The sequence below is a fragment of the Microbacterium sp. SS28 genome (assembly GCF_022761035.1).
Lineage (GTDB): Bacteria > Actinomycetota > Actinomycetes > Actinomycetales > Microbacteriaceae > Microbacterium.
In genome coordinates, this window is the sequence record NZ_JAKWJP010000002.1 from 151,959 (window position 1) to 167,226 (window position 15,268).

The 15,268-nt window shown below is 70.8% G+C and carries 10 protein-coding genes; 8 read left to right on the top strand and 2 right to left on the bottom strand.

Annotated elements, in window-relative coordinates; genetic code table 11:
* Window positions 1–8 precede the first annotated feature (8 nt).
* The 5 genes from ilvD to MJ607_RS06055 all read left to right on the top strand — a co-directional run bounded on the left by ilvD (window position 9) and on the right by MJ607_RS06055 (window position 6,302).
* Window positions 9–1,727, top strand: coding sequence for a dihydroxy-acid dehydratase (ilvD, locus tag MJ607_RS06035; RefSeq protein WP_243074674.1), 1,719 nt, complete (start codon window positions 9–11; stop codon window positions 1,725–1,727).
* 83 nt (window positions 1,728–1,810) lie between these two features.
* Window positions 1,811–3,616 (top strand): acetolactate synthase large subunit, encoded by a 1,806-nt coding sequence (locus MJ607_RS06040; RefSeq protein ID WP_243074675.1) that lies wholly within the window; start codon window positions 1,811–1,813, stop codon window positions 3,614–3,616.
* A 3-nt stretch (window positions 3,617–3,619) separates the two neighbouring features.
* On the top strand, window positions 3,620–4,129 hold the full coding sequence (gene ilvN / locus MJ607_RS06045; RefSeq protein WP_243074676.1) for an acetolactate synthase small subunit: 510 nt from the start codon (window positions 3,620–3,622) through the stop codon (window positions 4,127–4,129).
* A gap of 68 nt (window positions 4,130–4,197) precedes the next feature.
* On the top strand, window positions 4,198–5,223 hold the full coding sequence (ilvC, locus tag MJ607_RS06050) for a ketol-acid reductoisomerase (protein ID WP_243074677.1): 1,026 nt from the start codon (window positions 4,198–4,200) through the stop codon (window positions 5,221–5,223).
* A gap of 236 nt (window positions 5,224–5,459) precedes the next feature.
* Window positions 5,460–6,302 (top strand): peptidoglycan-binding protein, encoded by an 843-nt coding sequence (locus MJ607_RS06055; RefSeq protein WP_243074678.1) that lies wholly within the window; start codon window positions 5,460–5,462, stop codon window positions 6,300–6,302.
* A gap of 33 nt (window positions 6,303–6,335) precedes the next feature.
* Here MJ607_RS06055 and MJ607_RS06060 read toward each other — a convergent pair whose 3' ends face one another.
* Window positions 6,336–10,499, bottom strand: coding sequence for a BTAD domain-containing putative transcriptional regulator (locus tag MJ607_RS06060; RefSeq protein WP_243074679.1), 4,164 nt, complete (start codon window positions 10,497–10,499; stop codon window positions 6,336–6,338).
* A gap of 161 nt (window positions 10,500–10,660) precedes the next feature.
* Between MJ607_RS06060 and MJ607_RS06065 the strand changes: the two genes are divergently transcribed.
* From MJ607_RS06065 to MJ607_RS06075, 3 genes are all read left to right on the top strand, one after another.
* The gene (locus MJ607_RS06065; RefSeq protein ID WP_243074680.1) at window positions 10,661–10,981 is read left to right on the top strand and encodes a hypothetical protein; all 321 of its coding nucleotides are present in this window, start codon (window positions 10,661–10,663) and stop codon (window positions 10,979–10,981) included.
* A gap of 130 nt (window positions 10,982–11,111) precedes the next feature.
* Window positions 11,112–13,625: a lamin tail domain-containing protein gene (locus MJ607_RS06070; RefSeq protein WP_243074681.1), complete on the top strand. Its 2,514-nt coding sequence runs from the start codon at window positions 11,112–11,114 to the stop codon at window positions 13,623–13,625.
* Window positions 13,626–13,715: 90 nt separating this feature from the next.
* Window positions 13,716–14,342 (top strand): hypothetical protein, encoded by a 627-nt coding sequence (locus MJ607_RS06075; RefSeq protein ID WP_243074682.1) that lies wholly within the window; start codon window positions 13,716–13,718, stop codon window positions 14,340–14,342.
* Here MJ607_RS06075 and MJ607_RS06080 read toward each other — a convergent pair.
* A complete protein-coding gene (locus tag MJ607_RS06080; RefSeq protein ID WP_243074683.1) occupies window positions 14,329–15,168 on the bottom strand; it encodes a class II glutamine amidotransferase in 840 nt (279 codons plus the stop codon). The two genes, MJ607_RS06075 and MJ607_RS06080, sit on opposite strands and share 14 nt — an antisense overlap.
* Window positions 15,169–15,268 lie beyond the last annotated feature (100 nt).

Here is a 15,268-nt window from a genome sequence, read left to right on the forward strand (position 1 = left end):
TTCTCGGCATGCCACAGCCCTCGGAAGACCTCGAGCACGCCATCGACATCAAGCCCCGCAGTCGGGTCGTCACGGACGGCATCGAGGCCACGACATCCCGCGGAATGCTCCGGGCCGTCGGCATGGGCGACGAGGACTGGGACAAGCCCCAGATCGGCATCGCGTCGAGCTGGAACGAGATCACCCCCTGCAACCTGAGTCTCGACCGCCTCGCGCAGGGCGCGAAGGAGGGCGTGCACGCCGGCGGCGGCTACCCGCTGCAGTTCGGCACGATCTCGGTCTCGGACGGCATCTCGATGGGGCACGAGGGCATGCACTTCTCCCTCGTCTCGCGCGAGGTCATCGCCGACTCGGTCGAGACGGTCATCATGGCCGAGCGCCTCGACGGATCCGTGCTGCTCGCGGGCTGCGACAAGTCGATCCCCGGCATGCTCATGGCCTCCGCGCGCCTCGACCTCTCGAGCGTCTTCCTCTACGCGGGATCGATCGCCCCGGGCTGGGTCAAGCTCAGCGACGGCACCGAGAAGGACGTCACGATCATCGACTCGTTCGAGGCCGTGGGCGCCTGCCTCGCGGGCAAGATGAGCGAGGCCGACCTCAAGCGCATCGAGTGCGCGATCGCGCCCGGCGAGGGCGCGTGCGGCGGCATGTACACCGCCAACACGATGGCCTCCGTCGCCGAGGCGCTCGGGCTCTCCCTCCCCGGCTCGGCCGCCCCGCCGTCGGCGGACCGCCGCCGCGACTACTTCGCGCACCGCTCGGGCGAGGCGGTCGTGAACCTCCTCCGCCAGGGCATCACGACGCGCGACATCCTCACGAAGGAGGCGTTCGAGAACGCGATCGCGCTCGCGATGGCGCTCGGCGGCTCCACCAACGTCGTGCTGCACCTGCTCGCGATCGCCCGCGAGGCCGAGGTCGAGCTGAGCCTGCACGACTTCAACCGCATCGGCGACAAGGTCCCGCACGTCGCAGACATGAAGCCCTTCGGCAAGTACGTCATGAACGACGTCGACCGTCACGGCGGCATCCCGGTCATCATGAAGGCGATGCTCGACGAGGGCCTGCTGCACGGCGACGCGCTCACGGTGACGGGCAAGACCCTCGCCGAGAACCTCGCCGAGCTCAACCCCGACCCGGTCGACGGCACCGTCATCCACTCGTTCGACAACCCGATCCACGAGAAGGGCGGCATCACCGTCCTGCACGGCTCGATCGCCCCCGAAGGCGCCGTCGTGAAGTCGGCCGGCTTCGACGCGGACGTGTTCGAAGGCCCCGCTCGGGTCTTCGAGCGCGAGCGCGCCGCGATGGACGCGCTCGAGGCCGGCGAGATCGCCGCAGGCGACGTCGTCGTCATCCGCTACGAGGGCCCCAAGGGCGGCCCCGGCATGCGCGAGATGCTCGCGATCACGGCCGCCATCAAGGGCGCAGGGCTCGGAAAAGATGTACTACTCTTGACGGACGGCAGATTCTCAGGCGGCACAACCGGCCTGTGCATCGGCCACATAGCACCCGAAGCGGTGGACGCTGGTCCCATCGCCTTCGTGCGCGATGGTGATCTGATACGGGTCGATATCGCGGCTCGCACTCTCGACCTACTCGTCGACGAGACCGAGCTGAGCTCCCGCCGCGAAGGCTGGGAGCCGCTTCCCCCGCGCTATACCCGTGGCGTCCTCGCCAAGTACTCCCGTCTCGTCCGCTCCGCTGCGGAAGGCGCGACGACCGGGTAAGTGCGGTCCGCCGAAACCCGGTGGTTGAGTAGCGGCGCAGCCGCAGATCGAAACCCACTTCTTCAGATTCGAAGGTCACCATCATGTCCGCCGACTCCGTCATGGCCGTTCCACGGCCGCCCGCCCGAAATGCCTCCGCGGCGCCGGTGCTCACCGGCGCTCAGGCTGTCGTCCGCTCGCTCGAGCTGCTGGGGGTGACCGACGTCTTCGGTCTTCCCGGCGGCGCGATCCTCCCCGTCTACGACCCGCTCATGGATTCGACCGAGCTGCGTCACATCCTGGTGCGCCACGAGCAGGGCGCAGGTCACGCGGCCGAGGGCTATGCCGCGGCATCCAACAAGGTCGGCGTCGCCATCGCGACGTCCGGCCCCGGCGCGACCAACCTCGTGACCGCGATCGCCGACGCTTACATGGACTCGGTGCCGATCGTCTGCATCACGGGGCAGGTCTTCTCCAACCTCATGGGGACCGACGCCTTCCAGGAGGCCGACATCGTCGGCATCACGATGCCGATCACGAAGCACTCGTTCCTCGTGAAGCGCGCGGAAGAGATCCCCGGTGCCATCGCGGCGGCGTTCGAGATCGCCGGCACGGGCCGGCCCGGTCCCGTCCTCGTCGACATCACGAAGGACGCGCAGCAGGCCGAGGCGCCGTTCATCTGGCCGCCCAAGATCGATCTGCCCGGCTACCGCCCCGTGACGAAGGCCCACGGCAAGCAGATCCAGGCGGCCGCCCAGCTGCTCGCGACCGCGAAGAAGCCCGTCCTCTACGTCGGCGGCGGAGTCATCCGCGCGCGAGCCTCCCAGGAACTCCTGACGCTGGCCGAGACGACGGGCGCGCCCGTCGTCACGACGCTCATGGCGCGCGGCGCCTTCCCCGACTCGCACGAACAGCACCTCGGCATGCCCGGCATGCACGGCACCGTGCCGGCCGTGCTCGCGCTGCAGGAAGCCGACCTCCTCGTCTCGCTCGGTGCGCGGTTCGACGACCGCGTGACCGGCAAGGCAGCCCTCTTCGCACCCAACGCGAAGGTCGTCCACGTCGACATCGACCCGGCCGAGATCGGCAAGATCCGCACGGCGGACGTGCCGATCGTGGGCGATCTCAAAGACGTGCTGGTCGACCTCGAGGGCGCCTTCCGGAGTGCCGCCGAAAGCGCGAAGCCCGACACCGACGAGTGGTGGTCGTTCCTCGACGGACTGCGCTCCGAGTTCCCGCTGGGCTACACGCAGCCCAGCGACGGCCTCATGTCGCCGCAGTACGTCATCTCGCGCATCGGCGAGCTCACGGGCCCCGAGGGGGTGTACGCCGCGGGTGTCGGCCAGCACCAGATGTGGTCGGCCCAGTTCATCAAGTACGAGCGTCCCAACTCGTGGCTCAACTCGGGCGGCGCCGGCACGATGGGCTACGCCGTCCCGGCCGCGATGGGCGCGAAGGTCGCCGAACCCGACCGTCACGTGTGGGCGATCGACGGCGACGGATGCTTCCAGATGACCAATCAGGAGCTCGCGACCTGCGCGATCAACGACATCCCGATCAAGGTCGCGATCATCAACAACTCGTCGCTCGGCATGGTGCGCCAGTGGCAGACGCTCTTCTACGACGGCCGCTACTCGCACACGAACCTCAACACGGGCCACGGCACCGTGCGGATCCCCGACTTCGTCAAGCTCGCCGAGGCGTACGGCTGCCTCGCGATCCGGGTGGAGAAGGAGGAGGACGTGGATGCCGCGATCACGCTCGCCCTCGAGACGAACGATCGCCCCGTCGTCATCGACTTCGTCGTGAGCGCCGACGCGATGGTGTGGCCCATGGTTCCGCAGGGCGTCAGCAACAGCTACGTCCAGTACGCGCGTGACCACGCGCCCGCGTTCGAGCAGGAGGACTGAGCCATGCCGAGTCACGTGCTGAGCCTCCTCGTCGAGGACAAGCCGGGTCTGCTGACCCGCGTCGCCGGCCTGTTCGCCCGCCGCGGCTTCAACATCGAGTCCCTCGCCGTGGGCGTCACCGAGGTGCCGGGCCTGTCCCGCATCACGGTCGTCGTCGACGTCGACGAGCTGCCGCTCGAACAGGTGACCAAGCAGCTGAACAAGCTCGTCAACGTCATCAAGATCGTCGAGCTCGACCAGACGGCGTCCGTCCAGCGCGAGCACATGCTCGTCAAGGTCCGCGCCGACAACCAGACGCGCTCCAACGTGCTCGAGGTCGTAGGCCTCTTCCGCGCGCAGATCGTGGACTACGCGCCCGACGCGCTCGTGGTCGAGGTCACGGGCGACAAGGGCAAGGTCGAGGCCTTCCTGCGCGCGCTCGAGCCCTTCGGCATCAAGGAGCTCGCCCAGTCCGGCCTGCTCGCGATCGGCCGCGGCGGCAAGAGCATCACCGAGCGCGTCCTGCGCGGCTGACCCATCCCTCGAGCGTTTCTTCCCGCTTCGCTCCCCAAAACGACCGGAAACATCAAGGAGTAATCCCCATGGCTGAAATCTTCTACGACGCCGACGCCGACCTGTCGCTCATCCAGAGCAAGAAGGTCGCGATCGTCGGCTACGGCTCGCAGGGCCACGCGCACGCGCAGAACCTGCGCGACTCGGGCGTCGAGGTCGTCATCGCGCTCAAGGAGGGCTCGAAGTCGACCGAGAAGGCCCAGGACGAGGGCTTCGAGGTCAAGACCGTCGCCGACGCGGCCGAGTGGGCCGACGTCATCATGATCCTGGCCCCCGACCAGCACCAGCGCGGCATCTACAGCGACCACATCAAGGCGCACCTCACGCCCGGCAAGACGCTCGCGTTCGCGCACGGCTTCAACATCCGCTTCGGCTACATCGAGGCGCCCGAGGGCGTCGACGTGATCCTCGTCGCACCCAAGGCGCCGGGTCACACGGTGCGTCGCGAGTACGTCGCGGGCCGCGGCATCCCGGACATCATCGCTGTCGAGCAGGACGCTTCGGGCACCGCGTGGGACCTCGCGAAGTCGTACGCCAAGGCGATCGGCGGCACGCGCGCCGGCGTCATCAAGACGACCTTCACGGAAGAGACCGAGACCGACCTGTTCGGCGAGCAGGCCGTCCTGTGCGGCGGTGTCTCGCAGCTCGTCCAGTACGGCTTCGAGACGCTGACCGAGGCGGGCTACCAGCCGCAGATCGCCTACTTCGAGGTGCTGCACGAGCTCAAGCTCATCGTCGACCTCATGTGGGAGGGCGGCATCGCCAAGCAGCGCTGGTCGGTGTCGGACACCGCGGAGTACGGCGACTACGTCTCGGGCCCGCGCGTCATCGACCCGCACGTCAAGGAGAACATGCAGGGCGTCCTCGCCGACATCCAGTCCGGCGCGTTCGCCTCGCGTTTCATCGGCGACCAGGATGCCGGTGCCCCCGAGTTCCTCGCACTGCGCGAGAAGGGCGCCCAGCACCCCATCGAGGAGGTCGGCAAGGACCTTCGCTCGCTCTTCGCGTGGAAGCAGCAGGACGCGGACTACATCGAGGGCAGCGCGGCGCGCTAGCCCGAGATGCCCGGGATGCCTGGGTTGAGCAGCGGCGAAGCCGCGAATCGAAACCAGGGTTCCGCCGCCCGCTGACGCGCGCACAGACCGCCGGCACATCCGCTCGGCTCATGGAGACTCCCGCCCCCGCACCCAGGGGCGGGAGTCTTCTTTCTGTCGCGCGCAGACGCGGCCGACCCTATGCTCGGGCGCAGGGGGATCGCTCCGATCCGGGGGAGAAGCGGAATGGAGCATCTGTGAACGTCGAACCGTGGTCCACGATCTCGGAGGGTGCCTCGGGCCCCGTGGTGAAGGGCGCGCAGTATCTGCTGCGCGCGAAGGGACATACGATCGCCGCGGACGGCGCTTTCGGGCCACTGACCCGCGCGGCGGTCATCGCCCAGCAGACCACGGCGGGCGTGCCGGCGGACGGGGTCGTGGGCCCGCTCACGTGGCCGCACCTCGTGACCCCGGTGAGCCAGGGATCCACGGGGGACGCCGTACGCGCCGTCCAGCAGTTCGGCCTTCTGCGCTCGCCCGGCGACACGGCACTCGTGCCCGACGGCTCGTTCGGGCCGATCACGAAGGAGCACGTCGAGTTCTTCCAGGAGTCGTGGGGCCTCTCGCTCGACGGCGCCGCCGGCCGCGAGACCTGGTCGTTCCTGAGCACGGCGGTCCCCGGTCCTCGCCCCTGGCCTCTCGTGAAGCAGGGCTCGACGCAGGCGACGAACTGGCGCGTGCTCGCGGCGCAGCACCTCCTGCGTGCGCACGGCGCCACGATCGCAGCTGACGGCGTGTTCGGACCCGCGAGCGGTGCAGCGACGATCGCGTTCCAGCAGACGCTGCGCGCAGTCGAGATCTCGAGCACGATCGGGCAGCTGGACTGGCCCTCGCTGATCGTGACCGTGCGCCTCGGCGATCACGGCGAGGCCGTGAAGGCCCTGCAGACCCTGCTCGCGGGTGAGCTCACCGTCGACGGAGACTTCGGCCCGCTGACGGATGCCGCAGTGCGCTCGTTCCAAGACGTCTTCGCTCCGCCATCCGACGGGATCGTCGGACCCGTCACGTGGTGGTCGCTCGTCGTCCGGCTGTTCGACTGATCGAAGCCGCGCTCGGCGGACGGCGTCGCCCGTTCAGCCGAGCGCGTCGGCGCACGTGGCGTGCTGCGCGCCGAGGTCTTTCAGATAGGTCGCCCACTCGGAGGCCGTGAGCTCGCGGCCCGCGAGGTGACAGGCCGCAGCAGCCTGCTCGGCGGGATCGAGCGGCCAGACGAGGATCCCGTCGCGCGCGTTCGAGTAGAGGTGCTTGCCGTCGGCGGACAGCACCCCGCCGAGCGCGTCGTCGCCGCTGTCGGCGTCGACCGGGTCGCCGAGCACGACGTCGCGGGTGAGGTCGTACAGCGTGAGCCGGTGGTTCCAGCCGACGTTCAGGAGGGTCTGGCCGTCGGGCGTGACCGAGAGCGCGCGGCTGCCGCCTGCGGCTCGCGGAAGGCTGGCGATCAGGTCGTGCGTCGCGAGGTCGACGCGCTGCACCGTCTCGTCCGACACCGTGATCAGCTCTTCGTCCGAGAGCACGAGCGAGCCGTCGAGGCCGTAGATCTCCGGCGCGACCCGTTCGCCGGTGGCGAGGTCGAAAGTGCTGGTCACGGTGCGCTCGGCGGCGGCATCCCACCACGTCACGACAGCGCGATCCTCTGCCGGCGTCTCCGATACGGAGAGCATGCCGAACGCCGCCTGGGGCTCCGAGAGGATGAGTCGAGGACCCGTCTGCGCTCCGGTGTGCGGATCGATCCTGACCACCTGGCTGTCGAAGGCGACGAACGTGTGCTGGCCACCGTTCCGGAATACCCAGAAACTGTCCGGCAGATCGGGGATGACGTAGGTGTGCGTCTTCCCCGAGGCGAGGTCCACGAGCACGGAACCGGTCTCCTCGCTGCCTCGCTCGATGACCCCCGAGCCCAGCGTTCCCACCCAGTCGGCCTCGGCGCCCACAGCGCAGTCGCAGTCGAAGTCCCACAGCTGCATGCGCCCGCCACCCGCGGTCATCGTCGGGGTGAACCCGGTCACGTCGTCGGCGAGGTCGACGAGTCGCCTGCCGTCCGCGGCCAATCGCGAGCCGGGCCCCGAGCCGTCGAGACGCAGCACGAACCACATCGACGAAAGAGCGGCGTTGAGAAGGAGCGTGCTGTCATCGAGGACCGTCGACTGCACCACGTCGTCGAGCTGTGTGCGAATGACCGGGCCGATGGCTGCACCGTCCGTGACATCGTGCTCGGTCACCGCGCCGAGCGTGGAGCAGGCGAACGCGTCGCGGTCGGGAAGGAGGACGAGTTCGTTGCAGACCTCACTCGGCGTCGTCGGCCGCTGCCACACGACGGCTCCCGTGTCGGCGTCCAGGCGCGCCGTCGCGTCGGCGCCGCTGATGATGAGCCCGCCGTCACCGTCGGAGATCATGGCCCAGTTCGCCAGCTCGCTGGCGAGCGGAATGCTCTTGATGCGCGCGAGCGAGTCCCTGTCGTAGACGTCGATGCGATCGCCGGTCCCTGTGGCGATGCGGTGGGCGTCGATCGAGGCGATCGCGCTGTACAGCCCCTGCTCACCGGTGAAGTCGTCGAACGCGCCGGGGCTCGAGGCGCGCACCTCACCCGTCCGGCCGTCGATGTTGATGAGGTCGCCGGTGATCGGGTGCTCGATGAAGAGATCCGCGGATTCGCCGTCGAGCACCATGCGGGTGCTCGTCCGCATCCGAAGGAGCTGAGAGCCCGGCAGCGCTTCACCCGTCGCGAGGTCGATGAAGGTGATCCAATTCCAGCAGCAGGTGTTCACGTCGCCTGCCACGACGTTCTGCGATACCTGCGCGACCGCGAGCGACCCATCGTCGCTCACGATGACGTCCCGCTCGAAGCGCGTCCCCGCGGGCGGCAGCACCACGTCGAGCGTTCGCAGAGTCTCGCCCGACTCGGCATCGACGATCTGGGCGACGGGGCCGTCTGCGCGATCGACGATCGCGAGCGCTTCGCCGGCTCCGGGGATGGCGACGACCGTCGCGCGCTCGGCGTCGATTCGGTTGGTCGCGGCGATGGCGCCGGCCGACGTCATGGTCCCCCACAGCGCGGAGCGCACGCGTCCGTCCTCCGGCCAACGACGATACGCCTCGGCCGCGAGGAGCGCCGCGACCTCGCGATCCGAGGTCCGCAGGGCGAGGGACGTTGCCACGACCGCCTCGATGCGCGCGTTCTCGGCCGCCGCTGCCGCCTCCTGCCCGCGGACGGCCGCGAAGCTCCCCGCCACGATCGCCGCGACCAGCAGGACGCCGGCCCCTGCGAGCGCGGTCCGGAGGATGCGATTGCGGCGCCTGTCCCGCCCGGCGCGCTCCTGGAGGTCGCGCAGCTCACCCTGCTCCCGTTCATCGGATGCCTCGAGGAAGTCGCGCTCGACCGGCGTCAGATCGGGGGCCGTCGCCTCCTGCCACGTGAGGGCGCTGTGCAGGCGCGCCCCGCGGAGCAGGTCGTCGTCGTCTCGATCCCCGGCGGCCCACACAGCCGCTCCGGACTCGATCGACCGCAGCGTCCGCGCACCTTCGGCGTCCTCCTCGAGCCACCCGTCCAACCGCGGCCAGGCCGTCGCGACGGCTTCGTGGGCGACGACGACGGCGTCCCCGTCGAGGGTCACGAGCCGAGCGCGCGTCAGCGCCTCGAGCACGCGTCGGCGGGCCGCATCCGAGAGCAGCGGCTCTGCGGCCACCCGGCGGCGGCTCGACACTCCGTCGGCTCCTCGGTCGATGAGCCTCAGCAGGAGCGTGCGGCACGTGGACTGCTCGTCCGACGTGAGCCGGCGGAAGGCCTCCTCGGCGGACTGGGCGATGGCGCCGGGGATCCCGCCCGAGCGCTGATAGCCGTCGACGGTGAGCGTCGCGCCCTCGCGCCGGGCCCACGTCTCCTGCAGCGCGTGGGAGAGGTGCGGGAGTGTCGAGGAGCGATCGCCGGCATCACGCACGGCCACCTCGACGAGCCCCGGCTCGAGCACGAGGCCCGCCTGCCGCGCGGGCGCCTCGATGGCGCTGCGGTAGGCGGCATCCGTCAATCCGCCGACGAGGTAGACGCCACGGCCGATCTCCTCGCCGATGTCGGGAAGCGCCCGGAGGCGGTCGAGTGCGTCGGAGCGGACGGTGAGGATCAGGGCGTTTCCCTCGTCGAGGAAGGATCGCGCCGTGCGGGCGAAATCGACGGCGGCTTCGTCGTCGGCGGAGAGGATCTCTTCGGCCTGGTCGACCGCGATGAGCTGCGCGAGCCCCGCGGAATGCCGGAGCGCCGCGGCGCCCCCGACACTGGGGCGCACGATCTCGACGACGCTCCCGCGGGCGCGGAGTCGAGGGATCAGCCCCGCAAGCAGGAGCGACGACTTTCCCGTCCCCGAGGCCCCCGCGATCGTGACGATGCCGCCCGGAGTGACGCGTTCGAGCAGTGCCTCGATGTCGTCGTCGCGCCCGAAGAACACGTCCGAGTCGTCGGGGCCGAACGGACGCAGCCCCGGGTACGGGCACACGCCGATCGTGGGGGCCGCTGCGAGCGGTGCGTCGAGCGAGGGATCCCGCCGCAGCATCGCGAGTTCGAGGGACGCGAGGCGCGGGCCGGGCTCGATGCCCAGCTCGTCCGCGAGCCGCTCGCGCGCGCGGCGGAGGACGGCAAGCGCCTCGGCCTGGCGGTTGGCTCGATAGTTCGCGAGGGCCACGATCGCCCAGCGGTCCTCGCGCAGCGGCTGTTCGCGCAGCAGCCGCTCGGCATCCGCGATGACGGAGCGATGCTCGCCCGCACCCAGCCGCGCATCCAGAAGCTCCTCTTCGGCGCTCGCGCGGATCTCGCCGAGGCGCATCGCCTCGACGACGCCCGGCTCCCAGCGCGTGACGTCCTGCAGCGGCGCGCCGCGCCACAGCGCGAGCGCCCGTCCGTACGCGTCCACGGCACGGTCGTGCTCGCCGCGCAGCACGTGCCCGCGCGCCGCCGAGACGAGACGCTCGAAGCGGACGGCGTCGATCGCGTCGGGGTCGAGGTTCAGCCGGTATTCCCAGCCGAGCGTCTCGATGCTGCTGCGACCGAGTCGTGCACGGATTCGTGCGATCGAGTTGCGGACCTGCTGCTCCCACGTCCGGGGCGGCGTCTGGCCCCACCAGGCTTCGGCGAGCTCGGACGGTGCGATCGTGGCGCCCGCCCGCACGATCAGCGCCGAGAGCACCGTCCGTTCGCGCGGGCTGAGCGGTTCGGTGCCGGTTTCGAGCGGGCCGAGCACTTTGACGACCATGAGGGAAGTGTCGACCTGCAGGCGATCCGGGTCAACATGCTCGTCCGACGCGGATATCGGCTGGATATCGGCGACGGGGCCTGCGGATATGGCGGGGGCGGAACGTCGATATCCACAGACCGGCCGCACCCGTCGGCCGGCGAAGGCAAGGAGACGCAGAGATGCGAAACACAGTCGAAGCCCGCTTCATGACCCGCACACTCGTGCTCGTCGCGATCGCCGGTGCGGCCCTCGGGCTCGCGGCCTGCCAGACGGCGGCAGAGAGCGTCGCACCCGTGCCCGTCGTCGCACCGCAGAGCGGGCCCGTCGATCAGCGCATGATCGACGAGTATGCGGGTCGTCCCGCCGACCGCGTCGCGGAAGACCTCGAGCGCAGGGTGCGCAACGGCGAGCTGCCCTCGTCGAGCTGCCGGCGGCACACCGTCGTCGAGCACCCCGACGGCGGCTACCACCTCGTCTGCACGGAGCGCGTCGGCGAGTGAGCGGCGCACGCCGATCGGATTCGGGATGCCGCGGCCCGGGTGAACGCGAAACCATCGTCCGCCGTTCACCCGGCGCTCGCGCCCGGGGCGACATCGGTTCACCGCGCGCCACCACGGTGGACGCGTGCGGATGCTCCGGCCCCTCGCGGCCACCTCGCTCGTCCTCGCTCTTCTCATCGCGGGAGTCCCTCCGGCCCACACCGCGGAACGCGCCGACGCGGCACTGCCCGGCGACGTCGCCATCGCCGAGATCGCCGCGAGCGGTCCGGGCGGGCCGTCGCAGGGGTTCTTCGAGCTCCGCAACGAGTCGCCGCGCACCGTCGATCTGTCGGGGTGGAGCGTCTTCCGCTGCAGCGACGAGGGCCTGCGCGCCAAGCCCACGGCCTCGGACGCACTGCTCGACTCTGTCGTGCTCGCGCCCGGTGAGACATTCCTCGTGGCGCACATGAGCGCCCGGCTCTCCGCACGACCGAACGCCGTCTTCACGCAGGCGATGTCGCCCCGCGGCTTCGGTCTCGTGCTGCTCGCCCCCGACGGCGCCGTGGCGGACAGCGTCGCCGTCTACGCCTCGGACGACGCGCCCGCCCTCAGTGAATGCGGCGACGAGCCGCTCCCCGTCGCCCTCGCCGAGGTGCTCGACGAGAGCTGGCAGCGCACGGGCGAGGGGGAGTGGGTGCGCGCGCGAGCCACCCCCGGGGGCGCGAATGCGCAGGAACCCGACACCCTCGCCGAGTCCGGGATCCGCATCGACGAGATCGCCGCCGCAGGTCCAGGAGGTCACGGCGACGACCTCGTCGAGCTGCGCAACACCGGCACGGACGACGTCGATGTCAGCGGCTGGCGGCTCTACCGCTGCACGGCGGAAGGCGTCGCATCGGCCGACACCCTCCAGCACACGTTCGAAGCCGGCCGCACGATCGGGCCGGGGGAGCGCGTCGTGATCGGAGGTCCCGAGTTCACGGGTCGCGCGGACGCGCGGACCCGCACTTCGCTCGCCGATGTCGTCTCGGGCGTGCTCCTGACGACGCCCGACGGACGGCGCGTCGACGGCGTGACGGTCTCGTCTCAGCACGACACGGCGTGCCAGATCGATGCCGAGCGGCTCCCGGCGATCCTCGACCACCGCACGGGCGAGAGCTGGCAGCGCACCTCCGCGGACTCCTGGGTGGTGGCGCCCCGCACGCCCGGCGCCACCAATGCGGCACGCGACGACCGGCTCCCCGTCGACGGATTCGCCTACCCCGCGGCGCGCGGCGTCGCGATCAGCGAGCTCGCGACCGACCCCCGCCTCGCGCGGAGCGGGTACACGCAGCACGCCTACGTCGAGCTCGGCAACTACGGCGTGGCCGCCGCCGATGTCTCCGGCTGGCGGCTGATCGCGTGCGGCGCGGACGGGTACCGCTCCGCAGAGACGCTCGCGACGATTCCGGACGGCACGAGGCTGCCGGCGGGACGGACGTGGCTCGCCGCGCTCGCCGGGACCCGGACCGCGGCATCCGCCGATGCCGTCTTCGACACGCCGTTCGAGCTCGCAGGCGCGGGAATGTGGCTCGAGGATGCCGAGGGCCGCCGCGTCGACAGCGTCGGCGTCTATCACCGCAACGAGATGGACGAGAGCGTCGAACGCGCGAGCCCGTGCACGAAGGGGCTCGCCCTCGCGACGTTCTCGGTCGACCGGCTGCGCGGCGAGACATACCAGCGCGCGGGATTCACGGGCGACGACGCAAGCGACTTCGTCGAGGCGGCGGCGACCCCCGGCGCGATCGACGAGCGCCCGCCCGTGGAGCCGGCTCGGCTGCTCGCCCAGGCGGGCACTGCCGCGACGTCAGCGCTCGCGACGCCCTCGCGGGCGGCACGACTCGCGAGCACTCGAGCGCTGACCGGCCCGCCCGCGCAGATCCTCGAGGCGTTCGCGGGCGCATCGGCCGCTCCTCTCGTGGCCCGAACGGCACCGGACGAGCGCCGTTCCGCGCCCGCGGCGTCGCTCGCCCGCGACGACGGCTACGGACTGCCGTACCTCCGGCTGCGGATCGCGATCCCCGCGGCCGGAGGCGACTTCACGTGGTCGGGTCGCACGGTCGGCCGCAGCGCCGTGCGCCTGTCGGCGTGGGATCCGGATGCCGGCGCCTGGCGCCGCCTCGACGAGAAGACCGGCGCCGCCACGGCGGCGACGGCCGAGGCCGCGGCATCCGTCGTCCTTACCGGCCGTGTGCGCGCGGCAGAGGTCGTCGACGCATCCGCCGAGGTGCTCGTGCAGGTCGTGCCGCGCGCCGATGCACGCGTGGCCGAGGCGCCGGGCATCGCCGCGCCTGCCGATTACGACGTCGCGATCACGCACATCACCGACACGCAGTACTACTCGGAGGCGTATCCCGAGGTGTACGCGGGCGAGATCGCCTGGATCCTGCGCAACGCCCAGGCGCGCAAGATCGGATTCTCGATCCACACGGGGGATCTCATCCAGAGCTGGGTCGATCCCGACCAGCGCGAGGATCGCGCCCGGCGCGAGTTCGCGATCGCGTCGGAGCTCCAGTCCGCGCTCGATGACGCGGGTGCCGCCAACAGCGTGCTGCCCGGCAACCACGACAACAAGCGCGGCCTCACCGACGACCTCTTCAACGAGTACTTCGGACCGGAGCGCTAGGCGGGCACAGGCTGGTACGGCGGCTCCATCGCGGCCGCCGACAACAGCGCGAACTGGTCGCGCTTCGAAGCCGGCGGTGCGAGGTTCGTCGTGCTGTCGCTGCCGTACGCCTACGGCGAGCGCGAAGTCGCGTGGGCCGAGCAGGTCGTGGCGCAGCATCCCGACGCCAACATCGTCGTCGCCACGCACGAGCACGTGACGCCCAAGACCGTGGAGGCGGCGGCGGCGCGGTCGAACTCGTCGCGCTGGCTCTCGCACGCCGATCTGCTGTGGAACCGCGTCATCGCGCCCCACCGCAACGTCGTCCTCGTGCTCTCAGGGCACTTCCACGGCCTCGGCGCGATCGTCACGGAGGATGCAGGCGGGATCGCGGGGCACACCGTCGTCGAGGCGCTCGCCGACTACCAGGAGTTCCGCACCCAGACGGGGGAGCGCGCGACGGGTTTCCAGCGCCTTCTGCAGCTCGATCTCGCCGCCGGCATGCTCGCCGTCGACACGTTCTCGGTGCCGCTCGGGGCGAGCGCGAGCCATCCCTACGACTACACGCAGTTCGTCCCCGAGAACGGCAGCGACGACATCCACTCGAACGAGAAGCCGTGGAACGTGCTCGACCGCGGCCTGCAGCAGCGCTATACGGAGGGTGACGACGCGTTCGCGGTGCCCCTCGTGCTGCAGCGTGCAAAGGCCGTCGAGACGGATGCCGTCACGATGCGGTGAGGAAGGCCTCTGTCCGGACGTCCTCCGCATCGAAGACCGTCACGGTGGACTCGGGCACCTCGACGAAGGCGCCCGGGAGGTCGGTGAGCGGCTCCGACACGACGACGCGCGCTCGGTCGCCGAAGCGGGAGAGCCGCCGCATCCCGGGGTACATCTCCTTGAGGGTCGTCATGTCGACGGAGTGGAAGAGCGTGCGCGAGCGGTGCGCCGTCGAGTAGCGGAAGGCCCACAGGGTGCCCCCCTCGCTCACGGCGAAGGTGCCCTGCACGGCATCCGCGACGCCGTGCCGCGCCGCGACCGCCTCGACCTCGCGGATCGCGCGGCCGAGACCCGCGACGGGGTCCTCCTCGAGCCCGTAGGTGATCGCGAGGTGGAACAGCACCTCGGAGTCGGTGGTGCCGCGCACGAGCGGGAACAGCTCGGGGTCGATCGCGAGCATGAGGTCGCGGCGCACGCGGGAGAAGTGAGCGAGCCCGCCGTTGTGCATGAAGAGCCAGCGGCCGTGGCGGAAGGGGTGGCAGTTCGTCTGCTGGATCGGCGGACCCGCCGCCGCGCGCACGTGCGCGAGGAACAGGGGGCTCTCGATCGCCTGCGTGAGCTCCCGCAGGTTCTCGTCGTGCCACGCGGGCTCAATGCTGTGGAACATCGCAGGCGGTGCGCCGGGCGCGGCATCCTTCCCGTACCAGCCGACGCCGAACCCGTCGCCGTTCACCGTCTCGAAGCCGAGCGGCGAGTTGAGCGACTGCGCGACGAGCGAGTGCTTCGTCTCGAGGATCAGCGTCGACGGCTGCAGCGGCTCGCCGATGTACGCCAGCCAACGGCACATGCGATCACCCCCGTGTCGCGGCGCCAGCGGCGGCGCCGTGCAAGCCGAGGCTAGCCGCACGCCGCACCCGCGTCATCCCTTGTCGCGTCGGGCGTTGTCG